The sequence below is a fragment of the Nocardia spongicola genome (assembly GCF_047200775.1).
In the GTDB taxonomy this organism is placed as follows: domain Bacteria; phylum Actinomycetota; class Actinomycetes; order Mycobacteriales; family Mycobacteriaceae; genus Nocardia.
The window spans coordinates 45,990-60,079 of record NZ_JBJZOO010000005.1 but is presented as its reverse complement, the minus strand read 5'-3'; the positions used below and the strand labels follow the sequence as shown (position 1 = coordinate 60,079).

At 64.3% G+C, this 14,090-nt stretch carries 13 protein-coding genes; 4 read left to right on the top strand and 9 right to left on the bottom strand.

Translation table 11 applies throughout. From position 1 onward, the window contains the following. Positions 1 to 282: 282 nt before the first annotated feature. The 4 genes from ACL02S_RS12440 to ACL02S_RS12425 all read right to left on the bottom strand — a co-directional run bounded on the left by ACL02S_RS12440 (position 283) and on the right by ACL02S_RS12425 (position 4,452). Positions 283 to 1,566 carry an IPT/TIG domain-containing protein gene (locus ACL02S_RS12440; RefSeq protein WP_412802536.1) on the bottom strand — a complete coding sequence of 428 codons (1,284 nt, stop codon included), beginning with the start codon at positions 1,564 to 1,566 and terminating at the stop codon, positions 283 to 285. Positions 1,567 to 1,979: 413 nt separating this feature from the next. Further along, positions 1,980 to 3,269 (bottom strand): IPT/TIG domain-containing protein, encoded by a 1,290-nt coding sequence (locus ACL02S_RS12435; RefSeq protein WP_412802535.1) that lies wholly within the window; start codon positions 3,267 to 3,269, stop codon positions 1,980 to 1,982. A gap of 524 nt (positions 3,270 to 3,793) precedes the next feature. Then, complete coding sequence (locus ACL02S_RS12430; RefSeq protein ID WP_412802534.1) at positions 3,794 to 4,186, bottom strand: type II toxin-antitoxin system VapC family toxin; 393 nt, start codon at positions 4,184 to 4,186, stop codon at positions 3,794 to 3,796. Then, positions 4,183 to 4,452 carry a hypothetical protein gene (locus ACL02S_RS12425; RefSeq protein WP_412802533.1) on the bottom strand — a complete coding sequence of 90 codons (270 nt, stop codon included), beginning with the start codon at positions 4,450 to 4,452 and terminating at the stop codon, positions 4,183 to 4,185. The genes ACL02S_RS12430 and ACL02S_RS12425 overlap by 4 nt, the downstream gene beginning before the upstream one ends. Positions 4,453 to 5,363: 911 nt before the next feature. Here ACL02S_RS12425 and ACL02S_RS12420 point away from each other — a divergent pair. After that, complete coding sequence (locus ACL02S_RS12420; RefSeq protein WP_412802532.1) at positions 5,364 to 5,609, top strand: hypothetical protein; 246 nt, start codon at positions 5,364 to 5,366, stop codon at positions 5,607 to 5,609. A gap of 318 nt (positions 5,610 to 5,927) precedes the next feature. On the opposite strand, the gene ACL02S_RS12415 is transcribed toward ACL02S_RS12420, so the two are convergent. Genes ACL02S_RS12415 through ACL02S_RS12405 form a run of 3 tightly spaced genes read right to left on the bottom strand, consistent with a single transcriptional unit; the run spans position 5,928 to position 8,092 of the window. Beyond that, positions 5,928 to 6,593, bottom strand: a complete 666-nt coding sequence (locus ACL02S_RS12415) for a GntR family transcriptional regulator (protein WP_412802531.1) — start codon at positions 6,591 to 6,593, stop codon at positions 5,928 to 5,930. Beyond that, on the bottom strand, positions 6,580 to 7,311 hold the full coding sequence (locus tag ACL02S_RS12410; protein WP_412802530.1) for a maleate cis-trans isomerase family protein: 732 nt from the start codon (positions 7,309 to 7,311) through the stop codon (positions 6,580 to 6,582). The genes ACL02S_RS12415 and ACL02S_RS12410 overlap by 14 nt, the downstream gene beginning before the upstream one ends. A 40-nt stretch (positions 7,312 to 7,351) precedes the next feature. Next, complete coding sequence (locus ACL02S_RS12405) at positions 7,352 to 8,092, bottom strand: maleate cis-trans isomerase family protein (protein WP_412802529.1); 741 nt, start codon at positions 8,090 to 8,092, stop codon at positions 7,352 to 7,354. An 86-nt stretch (positions 8,093 to 8,178) separates the two neighbouring features. On the opposite strand from ACL02S_RS12405, the gene ACL02S_RS12400 reads away from it, so the two are divergent. Both ACL02S_RS12400 and ACL02S_RS12395 read left to right on the top strand, forming a co-directional pair. Further along, the gene (locus ACL02S_RS12400; protein ID WP_412802528.1) at positions 8,179 to 9,144 is read left to right on the top strand and encodes a D-2-hydroxyacid dehydrogenase; all 966 of its coding nucleotides are present in this window, start codon (positions 8,179 to 8,181) and stop codon (positions 9,142 to 9,144) included. Positions 9,145 to 9,171: 27 nt separating this feature from the next. Then, entirely contained in the window at positions 9,172 to 10,557 is a 1,386-nt protein-coding gene (locus ACL02S_RS12395; protein ID WP_412802782.1) for an amidase, read from the top strand. A 49-nt stretch (positions 10,558 to 10,606) separates the two neighbouring features. Here the strand turns inward: ACL02S_RS12395 and ACL02S_RS12390 are convergent, their stop codons facing one another. Both ACL02S_RS12390 and ACL02S_RS12385 read right to left on the bottom strand, forming a co-directional pair. Next, the gene (locus ACL02S_RS12390) at positions 10,607 to 11,101 is read right to left on the bottom strand and encodes a DUF3830 family protein (protein WP_412802527.1); all 495 of its coding nucleotides are present in this window, start codon (positions 11,099 to 11,101) and stop codon (positions 10,607 to 10,609) included. A gap of 72 nt (positions 11,102 to 11,173) precedes the next feature. Next, positions 11,174 to 12,415, bottom strand: coding sequence for an aspartate aminotransferase family protein (locus ACL02S_RS12385; protein WP_412802526.1), 1,242 nt, complete (start codon positions 12,413 to 12,415; stop codon positions 11,174 to 11,176). 194 nt (positions 12,416 to 12,609) lie between these two features. On the opposite strand from ACL02S_RS12385, the gene ACL02S_RS12380 reads away from it, so the two are divergent. Then, complete coding sequence (locus ACL02S_RS12380; RefSeq protein WP_412802525.1) at positions 12,610 to 14,082, top strand: NAD-dependent succinate-semialdehyde dehydrogenase; 1,473 nt, start codon at positions 12,610 to 12,612, stop codon at positions 14,080 to 14,082. Positions 14,083 to 14,090 lie beyond the last annotated feature (8 nt).

Below are 14,090 nucleotides of genomic sequence, written 5' to 3'. Positions count from 1 at the left end.
CCGCCCTTCGGCGACATCCCTTCAGGGTTCGCCCGCACCCTCTCCCACGCACTCGCCGTGTGTCACTGGCGACACCGCCACCAGGACTGCACCCGACAACTCCGATATCGAAGACAATTCTTGCAGCACAACGAAATACAAATGTCGTGCTAGTGGCGATCACGGTGCCGGTGATCGGCGCCGACTACACAACGAATGACAGTGTGGCCTCACCAGGCTATGCGGCAACAATCCGATCGGATTTTCGATGGTGCCGCACAACCAAGCAGTCGGAGCCGATACTCACGTCGTAATCCCGAATACGGCGGTCGGACTGGTCGCGACCACGGTAGGGGTCGCGGTACCGGTGATCGGCGCCGACACCACCTGACTGGTGCCCGCGTTGGCGATGAACAAAGTACCACCGGAAACGGTGATACCCGTAGGGGACGATAGCCCGGTCACCAGCGGGGTCGGTGTGCCACCGGTGATCGGCACTGTCACCACCTGATTGTTGCCGATATCGCAGATGTAGAGGAGTTCACCGACCCGGACGAGAGCGATGGGACCGTTCATGCCGGTCGCCAGCAGGGTGGGTGTGCCACCGGTCTGCGGCACCACCGACACCTGGCCGTTCGGGGAGGCAAAGGCATTGGTGAAGAACAGTCGGTCGGTACCGCCGTAGGTGTAGGGCAGCGGATTACTCGTCCCGTCCAGTGCCGCGGCGACGGTGACCTCGACCGTGCCGGTGCCCGGCGGGGCGATGGCGTTGATCTGGGTATCGGAAACAATGGTGAATGTCGTTGCCGTCACCCCGAACCGCACGGTCAACGGGCCGGCCCCGGCGAACCCGCTTCCGACGATCTCCACCGTATTGCCCCCGGCAGGCGGGCCGAAGCTCGGAGTGAGCGAGGTCAGTACCGGCGCCGCCACAGCGGGCGCCAACGGCGCGATCACCGATGACGTCGACGCCCCATCGGTGATCCCGAACAAGAAAACAGGGGTGTTGGCGATCACGGTGGGGGTCGCGGTACCGGTGATCGGCGCCGACACCACCTGACTGGTGCCCCCGTCGGTGATGAACAGGGTGCTACCGGAGACGGTGATATCCCTCGGAAACAACAGCCCGGTCACCAGAGGAGTCGCCGCGCCCCCGGCGACCGGCACCGTCACCACTCGGCCTGCCACTCTCTCGCAGATGTAGAGCAGGTCACCGACCCGGATGAGACCTTCCGGGGAGTTCAGGCCGGTCGCCAGCAGGGTTGGGGTGCCACCGGTTTGCGGCACTGAATACACACTTGTGGTGCTATCGGTGAAGAACAGTAGACCGGAGCCGCCGTAGGTGTAGGGCAGTGGATTACTCGTCCCGTCCAGCGCTGCGGCGACGGTGACCTCGACGGTGCCGGTGCCCGGCGGGGCGATGGCGTTGATCTGGGTATCGGAAACAATGGTGAATGTGGTTGCCGTCGACCCGAATCGCACGGTCAGCGGTCCGGCGCCGGTGAACCCGCTCCCGCTGAGCACTACCGTGTTCAAACCAGCAGGAGGGCCGAAGCTGGGGTCGAGTGAGGTGAGCGCAGGTGCCATCGTTGGCCTCCGGACCAGGAAAGAGATTGTTCCGCAACGGATGTCGACACAGTGGCGGCATCGCTCTCTCCAGTAACCCACCACAGGCGGTGGCACCGCAACATATCCCCGATAGCGATTCCACAACGAATACCGTCTGTTTTTCTATGGTTTCACGGCTTGAACGCGACGCCGAGGGTTTCACCGATACCCCACCATTCGCACCATCCGACAGTGCGAAACACCACCATACATCGCCGATCACCACCGATTACAGCGTGCTGAAATGTCCACGTCCTGACATAGCCATGTCCCCACTACGACCACACCGCACCTCCCTCGGCGCATCGGTTGGGCAATCCCACTGGACCATGCGACAAAGATCCGATCGGATTTTCGACGATGCCGCACAGCCCAGCAGTCGGAGCCGACACTCACGTCGTGATCCAGAATGCGCCAGTCGGACTGGTGGCGACCACGGTAGGAGTCGCGGTACCGGTGATCGGCGCCGACACCACTTGACCAGTGTTGAAGTTGGTGATGAACAAGGTGCCACCGGAAACAGCGATATCCGTAGGGAACGACAGCCCGGTCACTAAAGGAGTCGGTGTGCCACCGGTGATCGGCACCGTCACCACCTGATTGGCCGCGGCATTGCAGATGTAGAGGAGGTCACCGATCCGGACGAGACCAAAGGGAATGCTCAGGCCGGACGCCACCAGGGTGGGAGCACCACCGGTCTGTGGCACCGTCGATACCCGGCCGTTGGGGAAAGTAAGGGCATTGTTGAAAAATAGTGGAGCGGAGCCGCCATAGGTGTAGGGCAGCGCGTTGCTCGTCCCGTCCAACAGCGCGGTGACGGTGACACCGACCGTGCCGGTGCCCGGCGGGGCGATGGCGTTGATCTGGGTATCGGAAATAATGGTGAACGTCGTCGCCGTCGCTCCGAACCGCACGGTCAACGGGCCGGCACCGGCGAATCCGCTTCCGACGATTTCCACCGTATTGCCCCCGGCAGGCGGGCCGAAACTCGGAGTGAGCGAAGTCAGTACCGGCGCCGCCACAGCAGGCGCGAACGGCACGAACACCGATGACGTCGACACTCCAACGGTGATCCCGGATACGTTGGCAGAGGTGTTGGTGACTACGGTGGGGATCGCGGTACCGGTAATCGGCGCCGAAAGCACCTGATCGGGGCCCACGTCGGTGATGAACAGGGTGCTACCGGAGACGGTGATATCCCTAGGGAGCGACAGTCCGGTCACCAGAGGGGTCGGTGCGCCACCAGTCACCGGTACCGTCACCACCCGGCTGGGCCCACTCTCACAGATGTAGAGGAGGTCACCGACCCGAACGAGACCTCCCGGAGAGTTCAGACCGGATGCCAACAGGGTGGGGGTGCCACCGGTCTGCGGCACCGAATACACATTGCCGGGAGAGGAGCTGTCGGTGAAGAACAGCAGGCCGGAACCACCGTAGGTGTAGGGCAGCGGATTACTCGTCCCGTCCAGCGCCGCGGTGACGGTGACATCGACCGTACCCGTGCCCGGCGGGGCGATGGCGTTGATCCGGGTATCGGAAACAACGGTGAATGTGGTTGCCGTCGAACCGAATCGAACGGTCAGCGGGCCGGCACCGGCGAACCCGCTCCCGAAGAGCACTACCGTGTTGAAACCGCTCGGCGGACCGAAACTGGGATCGAGTGAAGTGAGCACAGGTGCCATCGAGGGCCTCCGAACCAGGAAAATAATTGTTCCGCAACGGATGTCGAAAGGGAAGCGACATCGCTCTCTCCAGTAACCCACCACAGGAGGCGATTCCGCAACGCATCCCCGATGGCGATTGCACAACGAATCCCGACTGTTCTCCGAGATCTCGCGGCCCGGACTCGACACTGATAACTGCACACCGCTGAACCGGCGAATCGGTCCGGTATCGCTCCGCCGGCCATGGACGAAGCAGTCATGGTGGCGAAGGCTGCTGGCATGTCCTCGCTCACGCCGAATGAGTACCTGCCCGAAACCACCTAACTGAACACGGCCTCCTACGGCCTGCCGTCCGCCCGAGCACTGGCCGCGGTGGCCGAAGCCGACGCGGACTGGGCAGCCGGCCGTGGCGGACCCGCGACGCTGGATCATCTGGTGCCGGGTTTACGCGCGAGGTTCGCTCGTCTGCTCGAATGCAGTCCCCCTGAGGGAATCCCGTGCAGTAACTGGAAAAGTCGACCAGACCAGAACCGGTACCGCTGTCAGCCGGCCGCGCCAACGACTTCCACCCCATGGATCCGGGCGGTCTTTTGCATCCCGTCGTCCATGGTCATCAGTGGATAGGCGAGGCGCTGAGCCAGTGCGATGTACCAGGCATCCGCGTAGGTGGCGTTATCGATCAATCCCATGGCAGCGACCGAATCGACCGGCTCGCGGATCCGCTCCACGGGGTGATTGCTGAACGCCGCGATCAATGCGCGCGCCTGATCGAATTCCAGTTCGCCGCGGCGCGCCAGCCGGATCAGTGCTGAACCGACCTCGAAGTCCACATGCGGCGGAGAAACACATCCGGCTGTGCGGATCCGGTCCGCATAGCCAGGCGGCAGAGCCCCCCGCAGCAGATCGACCCAGACCGAGGCATCGACGACGATCACTCTTCGCCCCGGTCGTAACCGTCCCGAATCTCACGCACCGCTTCGGCTCCGGATACCGTCGCCCGGCCGGTAATACCCAGCCGCCGATGCGTCTGCCGTAACTCTTCGTCCCATGCGGCGATAGCCCGCCGCTGCAGTTCCTGCCGAACATCTGCTGCCATCAGGTCCCGCAGATATGCCGACACCGACTTATGCTCAGCACTGGCTTTCTCCGCGATCACCGCTGCCACTTCATCCGGGACATCTCGCACCTGAACCGTGGCCATAGCCCACCCTCCTCCCCATGATTACATGCAATACTTCATGCAAAGGATAGCATGCATCTATTGTGAGGAAGTGGACCGTTCGGTGGGAGGAGTTGATCCGCTACCGGAGTCTGCCACTACGAGTGCGGTGCTTCCTGGTCGGCGAGAAGCCGGCTTCCGCATCCTCGACAGTGGTAGCGGTGGGGCTGGAACTGTAGGTGGGTGCGGTGGCATGCTCCGGTCCACGACTCGCTGCGGCACTTTGAATATCAGCGCGTTGAATGAAGGGGATAGATTGCCTCAGGGTAGTAGTTGCGCCGCATAGGCTTGGTGATGAGGAGATATTCTTGATAATCTGCCCGCTCTTGGACTTGGAATGATGGTTATTTCAGGGATGAACGTGCTGCGTATCTCCAGCTCGCTTGTCGAAAAACAATCTGGAGGTTCGTGTGTCTCTATCATCGGTTGTCGAGTCGACCGAATGCCTTTCCGAGGGCGCGAATGTCGAGTACCTGTTTTTCTGGGGTCATCAGCCGGAGCGGGACGGTAGTGTCGGACGTGGGTGCCTCAGTCAATGGCGGGATGCCCCGTTCGAGCTTTCGGGTAACGAATTTCGTACTGCTGAGCACTATATGATGTGGCTCAGGCACTGAAGATCTTTCGATATTTCGGCCGGACTGCGGGTGCATCCTTTTCCGGCACATCGTGATTGTGCTACGCCGCAACCCGATCCACCCGAAACGACTCACCGAATTGCCGAAAGATCTTTAGGTCGTAGACCTGGACATAGTCCAGTTCGTACAGGGGTGCTTCCCCGGAGTCTTCTCGATAAGTCATTCCGGACATGGGCGAGGTGGTGATTCGTGCCGCAAGCCGGAACGCTCTGATATCGTCTGGGAGACAACAACATTCACTATAGGGGATGGGCTGATATGGCGAACACTCAGGGGCGGAAGAAGTCTGCCGAGGCACTCCAGACGGTGGCCGTTTTGGCCGGAATCCCGCTGGGCGTGGTCCCGCTGGTGAAATACTTCACCAGCGACAATCACAGTGGCGGCATCTACAGCAAACTCTTCGGGGAAGAGCTGGGCACCCTGGGCTTGGTGTTGCCTACGCTGGTGATCATCCTGGTCGTGCTGCTTGTGGGATTTCTCGAGGTCGTCAAGAAGCGAAACTAGTCGGGGTACCACCGTTGTACTCCAGAGCGACTTCGTGGCCGGTGACGAGGATGTCGGATAGTGAAGTCATGAGTTGCGGTGTCGGCGTCGACGGTTTCGACCGGCTGTTTGCGAGTGATCTCTGGCAGGTGCCGACACCGGATTCGTACCGTGATTTCGAGTCGTGGTCGATTGTCGGTCCCGATGGATTTCGAGTTGTTCGTATGCCTGGAGGAGATGTCGCCGAATGGTCCCACGGATAACCAGTATTCGTGGAGCCGGGTGGGTCTTCGTCGGATCTCCGGCTCTCGATATGGATTTGGATTCAGCCGTGGCTGCTCAGCTCCCGATCTGGTGGCGCAGGCGGTGGACCGCGTCGTCCATATGCTCGATGAGCAGGGCCCGTGCTCGGGCCGGTGGTGCGGTGGCGATGGCCTCCCTGAGGTCGATGTGTTCGCGGGCCTGCTCGAGGAGGTCGGGATAGGTGGTTTGCAAGGCGCCGAGGCACATTCGGGTTTCGATCAGCAGGGTGCGGGCAGCGCGTACCAGCCGTGGGCTGGCCGCACTCTCCACCAAGGCCTGGTGGAAGGCTTGGTCGGCGTCGGATACGCCTACCGCGTCGCCCTTTTCGGCATAGGCGAGCATGTCCTCGATGCTGGGTTCAAGGGCCTTGTAGGCGAGGGTGCGGCGGCCGTCGAGGATCAGTTCGAGCGCACCGCCTTCCAGTGCCGTCCTGGCTCGGTAGATATCGATGATGTCGTCGAGGGTCAGTTCGATGACGAAGATGCCGCGGTGGCGGATGCTGTGCAACAGGCCTTCGGACACCAGGCGCTGCATCGCCTCGCGCAACGGACCGCGCGATACCGCGAACTGTGCGGCCAGATCGGCTTCGCCGAGCTGGGTGCCCGGCGCGAGACTGCCACGCATGATCGCCTCGCGGAGCCGATCGGCGATCCGCTCCGCGGTCGATTGCCGATTCACCGGCTCGAAGTCAACGACGGACATCGGTCTTCCGGTGTGCGAACAGCGCGCCGAACGCGGGGGAGACCGGTTCGACGCCGGCCAAGCGCAGGCCCGCCCAGATCGTGACCTGATTGGCGGTCAGCACCGGTTTGCCCAGCCTGGCTTCCAGATCGGGCAGTACCGCCAGGGTGCGCATAGCGGTATCGGGGATGAGGAGGGCTTGTGCGTCGGGGTGGTCGTTGTCCACGGCCAGTTGCAGGACCTGGTCCGGGGTGAGGGTGCCGACTTCCGCGGCGGTATCGATACCCGCGCTGGCCATCGAGACGACGTCGATATCGGCATCGGCGAGGAATTCCACGAACAGCTGGGCGACATCATCGGGATAGCTGGCCGCGACCGCGACGGTGCGCAGGCCGAGTGCGTGTACCGCATCGGTGAAGGCGAAACTGGTGCTGGTCGCGGGCACTCCCGCCGCGGTGGCCAGTGCGTCCGCTTGGTCACGGGCGCCTGTGGGGCCGTAGACGAAACTGCCCGAGGTGCAGGCCCAGACGATCGCTTCGGGCTGATGCGGGGCGAGTAATGCCGCGCCGCCGCGTAACTTCTCCGGGCTGCCCAGTTCGAGCAGTTCGGGGACGGCGTGCAGATCCGTACCGTAGATATGCGCTACCGGTAGGTGCGCGCCGAGTGCCTCCGCCGCTAGTGGATAGTCGTCTTCGGCTGCGTGGTCGGGGTAGATGAAGCCGACAGTGGGTGCGCGCATAGGGGGTTCTTTCTCCTTCGGATCGTCGGGAACCGGACCGTCAGAAAACGTTGAGCAGCCATTTACCCGGCCCCATCATCGGCAGTTTCATCCGGCCGAGGCAGGCCCACATGGTGAGCTGGTTGGCGGTGAGTACGGGTTTGCCGAGCGCTTTTTCCAAGGGCTCGATGACGTCGTAGGTAGGCAGGTTGGTGCAGCTGACGAAGATGGCTTGGGCGTCGGGGTCGTCGGCACTGACGATGCGTTCGGCGATGGTGCGGTAGCTGACTTTCCAGATACCGCCACCGAGTCCGAGATGATCCGAGCGCACCACGGTGCATCCGGCTTCGGCGAGGAAGTCGTGCAGTTTGTGCGTGAGGATCTCGTCATAGGGGGTGAGTACGGAGATCCGGGTGAGGTCGAGATGCTGGATCGCCTCGATCAGCGCGCCCGAGGTGGTGACCGCGTGCTGAGCTCCGGCCTGGCAAATGGTTTCGCGCAGTGCCTTCTCGTGGGCGAGACCCTTGATGAAACTGCCCGAGGTGCACAGATAGGCGACCACTTCGGGTTCTACGTGCAGCACATTGCGGGTGGCCGCGGTCAGATGCGCGGCGTCGGACACCAGCTCGGCCATCTCCAGTGACACCGGGACAGGTTCATAGGGGGTGCGAGCCAGGTGCAGGCTCACCTCTAGCGGGGCCCAGCGCCACAGCTCACGTTCGAGCGCGAGGTCGAACGGGGCGATGATGCCGATGTCTCGTTGCGCGACGGGCCCGTCGAGGTCAGGAAAGCTCAGATCCACTGCGGCCCCTCTCGTGCCCAGCCGGGACGACCTCCGAACCCGATCGGATTGTTGACAATCATACGATGTGATCTTACTGTGTCAATGTGAATCAGGGCCCGATTGTCACCGTCCTGCATAGTGACAGTGTGCCCGACGGTGAGGACATGGCCCGTGTGGCAGATAGTGCGACCGTTCGCTACACCGAGGCGGACGGGCTTGTGAGCGCCCTGCGTGGGGCGGAGGTGTTGTTCGTCTACGACTTCGGCACCACCGCTTTGCCTGGTGCGTGGCATGCGGCCGATCGGCTGCGCTGGCTGCACATGGGCTCTACTGGTGTCGACCCGGCGATGTTTCCCGAGTTGCAGGGAAGTGACGTGGTGGTGACCAATACCCGAGGTATCTTCGATTCGGCGATGGCCGAATACGTACTCGGACAGATTCTCGGTTTCGCCAAGGATTCGTACGGCTCGCTGATGTTGCAGCAGCGGCACGAATGGCATCATCGCGAGTCCGAACGGATCGCGGGGGCGACGGCGGTGATCGTCGGCACCGGCTCGATCGGCCGCCGCATCGCCCATCTGCTGCGCGCGGTGGGGATGTCGGTGCGGGCGGTGGGCAGGCGCGCCCGTGACGCAGATCCGGATTTCGGTACCGTCACCACCGATCTGTACTCCGAACTGGCCGAGGCCGATTATGTCGTCGCCATCGCTCCGTTGACCGAACAGACCAGAAATATGTTCGATGCCAAGGCTTTCGCCATGATGCCGCCTTCGGCCAGGTTTATCAATGTCGGGCGAGGGGAACTCGTTGTGACCGACGATCTCGTCGACGCCTTGCGCGCCGGAACGATCGCCGGAGCGGCACTCGATGTGGTGGACCCGGAGCCGCTTCCGCCAGGCCACCCACTATGGGATCTACCGAATGCTCGGATCACTCCGCACAATTCCGCCGACTTCATCGGATGGCGTAGCGAGATCGTCACAGCGTTCACCGAGAACTTCGACAAGTGGATCGCCGGACATCCGCTGGACAACGTGGTCGATAAAAGACTGGGCTATGTGCCCAGTTGAAGGAGCCCATTCATGAGCTACCCCGATATGAACCATCCCACCGATCCGACCGTGATGACGGCGGTCGAGCTGGTCTCCGCCTATGCCGCGGGTGTGCTGTCGCCGGTCGAGGCGACCGAGGCGATCCTACGGGCGATCGCCGAACGTGACGGCGCGCTCAACGCTTTCTGTCTGGTCGATCCCGACCGGGCGATGGTGCAGGCGAAGGAATCCGAGGCGCGCTGGCAGTCCGGACATGCCAGGGGCCTGCTCGACGGTGTGCCGATCTCGATCAAGGACATCTTCCTGACCGAGGGCTGGCCCACCCGGCGCGGCTCCGCCTCGATCGACCCGGCCGGTCCGTGGTCGGTGGACAGTCCTGCGGTGGCGCGGCTGCGTGAGGACGGCATGGTCTTCCTCGGCAAGACCACCACTCCGGAGATCGCCTGGAAGGCCGTCACCGATAGTCCGCTGACCGGGATCACCCGCAACCCGGCTGATCCGGCCACCACCGCGGGTGGGTCCTCCGGTGGCAGCGCCGCGGCTGTCGCGGCGGGCCTCGGCCCGGTCTCGGTGGGCACCGATGGCGGTGGCAGCGTGCGTATCCCGGCGGCTTTCTGCGGGATCGTCGGTTTCAAGCCGACCTACGGCAGGATTCCGCTGTATCCGGCCAGTCCGTTCGGTCCGCTGGCGCATATCGGTCCGATGACGCGCACCGTCGAGGAGGCGGCGCTGCTGATGGATATCCTGTCGCTGCCCGATCCGCGCGATCCGACCGCACTGGCTCCCATGCTCACCACATTCCGTGCCGAGATGCACCGCGATGTGCGTGGGCTGCGGGTGGCGTATTCACCGACGCTCGGCTACGCCGAGGTCGATCCCGAGGTCGCCGCGATGGTTGACGCGGCAGTACAGCGGCTCGCCGCGGCCGAGCTGCGCGTCAGCGCCACCGACCCAGGTTTCGACGATCCCCGGGAGGCGTTCGAGCTGCTCTGGGCGGCGGGGGCGGCCACGATGCTGTCCGGTTTCCCCACGGGCACCCGCGAGCGGGTCGAACCCGCGCTGCGCCTGCTGTGGGAACGCGGGGAAACCATCAGCGCTGTCGATTATCTGGCCGCGCGTAACGAGGCGGCGCGTATCGGTATCACGATGGGCGCTTTCCACACCGATTACGACGTCCTGATCACCCCGACGGTACCGATTCCCGCATTCGAGGCGGGCCATGATGTCCCTCCTGGCAGCGGTATGCGCAGCTGGCCGGAGTGGACGCCGTTCACCTATCCGTTCAACCTCACCCAGCAGCCCGCGATCAGCATCCCGGTCGGCACCACCCGCGCCGGTCTTCCGGTGGGTATGCAGCTCATCGGTCCACGCCATTCCGACGATCTACTGCTGGCGGTGGCGCGCTACGCCGAGTTCGTGCTGGCGTCCTGAACAACCGGTGGCCCCGCGCGGTATGCGCGGGGCCACCGGTGTGTCGGATTCAGGCGCGGGCGAAGGCCAGTGTTTCGCCCTGGACCCCCTGCAACCACAAGGTGTTGCAGGCCGCGGCCATCTCGGCGAGGCCATCCTCGATGGTGGCGAAGACATTGCCTGGCACCCAGCCGAGATCGCCGTTGATCAGCAGATTGTTGCGACCGTAGAAGAGTGCGAGGTCGGTAGCGCCCTGTTCGTGCTCGGCCGCAGAGCCGGGCTCGTAGCCGTAGGCCGGATTGCCGATCTCCCACGGCTCGAAATCGAAGAGGCACACATCGCCGGGGATCGGCGTGACCGTCGGATTCTCCCGATGCGGTGCCGCGCTGATCCGCGGGAGCAGGGTGTACACCTCGTTGCGGGCGTACTTGGCGTGGAATGCGTCGCCGGCCTGCGGCAGGGCGTCCCACACCGCGGCACAGGTGCCAGGTGCCTCCGCGTCGAGCAGGCGGGCGCGGCAGGTCACCCCGGCTTTGGTGAGGGTGATGGTGATATAGCGGGCCATACGGTCTGGCTTCCTGGTCGGTGCTCGCCGGGCGAGCGGGGCGGGCCGGGACACCGGCGGGGTCATCGGGCGTTATAACTCGGCAAGGACCTCCGACCAGATCGCGAGTGCGTCCTCGATCTGGGTCTCGGTCACGATCAGCGGCGGAACCATCCGTACCACATTCATATGCGCGCCGCAGGTCAGCAGCAACAGGCCCTTGTCGACCGCGGCGCGCTGGGCGGCCGTCGCGGTGGCCGGATCCGGTTCGCCGGTGGCGGTGGTGAACTCGGCGCCCGCGAGCAGTCCGAGGCCGCGGACATCGCCGATCGCTTTGTTCGCACTATCGCGCAGACCGCTCAGCAGCTGCCTGCCCCTGGCCGCGGCATTGTCGACCAGCCCTTCGGATTCGATGACCTCCAGCGTGGCGACCGCCGCCGCGCACGACACCGCGTTCCCGCCGTAGGTGCCGCCCTGGGAGCCGGGCCACGCCCTGGCCATGAGTTCGCGCGGCGCCGCTATCCCCGAGAGCGGGAACCCGCTGGCCAGCCCCTTCGCGATGGTGATCACATCGGGCCGCACATCGAAGTGCTGATGTCCGAAGAATTTTCCGGTACGGCCGAAGCCGGTCTGGATCTCGTCGAAGACCAGCAGGATGCCGTGCCGATCCGCGCGCTCGCGCAGCCCTTGGAAGAACTCGGTGTTTCCCGGAATGTAGCCGCCCTCGCCGAGCACCGGCTCCACGATGAACGCCGCGGTCTCGGCGGGGGAGGTGAGTGTGGCGAAGAGATAGTCGAGTTCGCGGAGTGCGAAGGCGGTGGCCTCCTGTTCGCTCCAGCCGTAGCGGAATGCGGTGGGGAAGGGCGCGACATGCACGCCGGACATGAGCGGGCTGAAGCCGGCCGAGAACCTGGTGCCCGAGGTTGTCATGGTCGCTGCCGCGACGGTGCGACCGTGGAAACCGCCGTGGAAGACGATGACGTTCGGCCGTCCGGTGGCCTGGCGCACCAGTCGCAGCGCTGCTTCGATCGCCTCGCTGCCGGAGTTGGCGAAGAACAGCGTGTCCAGCCCTTCCGGAAGCACCGTGCCGAGCCGTTCGGTCAGTTCCAGCAGCGGCCGGTGCATCACAGTGGTGTACTGGCCGTGGACCAGCGAGGCGACCTGCGCCTGTGCCGCCGCGACCACCCGAGGGTGGCAGTGCCCGGTGCTGGTCACGCCGATCCCCGCGGTGAAATCCAGATAGCGGCGACCGTCGGTGCCGTAGAGGTAGCACCCGGCGCCGTGATCGACGGTCACCGGCGTGGCCTGTTTCAGGACGGGCGATAACTCGGTCATAGTGGTACGCCTTCCTGGCGAAGAGGGATGAGATGCCGACGTGAATGTCTGACGTGAGTGGGGCTGACGTGAGTGGCTGACACGCTTGTCGTACACGATTGTCTATTGTCGGATTGTTGACAATATGCATAACATGACCGCACAGATCGCAGCAATGGCCGATTGCTGCGCTGGGCGGAGAGGAGCCACCGACGATGCTCGCCGATAGCACCCTGAGCGCAGCCGAACGGACCGCGATCGATACGGTGCCGCGCGGACTGTTCATCAATGGTGAGTGGCGGGAGACCGCGCGAACGTTCCCGGTTGTCGATCCGGCGACCGGGGTGCCGCTGTGTTCGGTGGCCGACGCGGATCCCGCGGACGGACTCGCCGCCCTGGACGCGGCGGATGCGGCGCAACCGGCCATGGCAGGCACCTCGCCGCGGGAGCGCGGGGATCTGCTCATGCGGGTGCATCGCGCGCTGCTGGCAGAGACCGAGCGGCTCGGCCTGATCATGACCCTGGAGATGGGCAAACCGCTCGAGGAGGCACGCCGTGAGATCGCCTACGCCGCGGAGTTCTTCCGCTGGTTCGCCGAGGAGGCCGTGCGCATCGACGGCGGATATATGTCCGCGCCGACCGGTGGTGCCCGTTTTCTGGTGACCAAACAGCCGGTCGGCCCGAGTTTGCTCATCACGCCGTGGAACTTCCCCATGGCGATGGGTGCGCGCAAGATCGCGCCCGCGCTCGCCGCAGGCTGCACCTGCGTGGTGAAACCCGCTGAGCAGACCCCGCTGAGCATGTTGGCGCTGGTCGAGCTGATGGCGACGGCCGGGCTGCCTGCCGGGGCGGTCAACGTGGTCACGACCACCGACCCCGCGGCGTTGATGACACCGCTGATCCGTGACGAGCGCTCACGCAAACTGTCGTTCACCGGCTCGACCGCGGTCGGTAAGGTGCTGCTCGAGCAGTGCGCGCAGACGGTGATGCGTACGTCGATGGAACTCGGCGGTAATGCTCCGCTGCTGGTATTCGACGACGCCGATCTCGATGAAGCGGTGGAAGGCGCGCTCGAGGCGAAGATGCGCAATATCGGCCAGGCATGCACCGCCGCCAACCGTTTCCTCGTCCAGCGTGGTATCGCCGAAGAGTTCGCGCAGCGGCTCGCCGCCCGAATGGCGGCCCTGCCGATGGGGCGGGGCACCGAGCCGGATGTGGTGGTCGGTCCGCTGATCGACGCGGATGCCGTCGCGAAGGTGCAGCACTTGGTCGACGACGCGCGTACCCGCGGTGCCACCGTGCTCACCGGTGGCACCGCGCCGACCGGTCCCGGCACTTTCTATTCCGCGACCGTGTTGGTGGATGTGCCCGATGACGCCGAGTTGTACCACACCGAGATCTTCGGGCCGGTCGCGGCGATCGGTGTTTTCGATACCGAGGACGAGGCGATCCGGCGAGCCAACGGCACCCCGTACGGCCTGGTGAGCTACGTTTTCACCGAGAATCTCCGGCGTGGCCTGCGGGTATGTGAGGCGATGGAGACCGGGATGGTCGGACTCAACCAAGGGGTAGTGTCCAATCCGGCCGCACCGTTCGGTGGCGTCAAGGAATCCGGGCTCGGCCGCGAGGGCGGATCGACCGGGATCGATGAATTCCTGGAGATCAAATACATCGGAGTGCGACTGTGAAGGAGTGC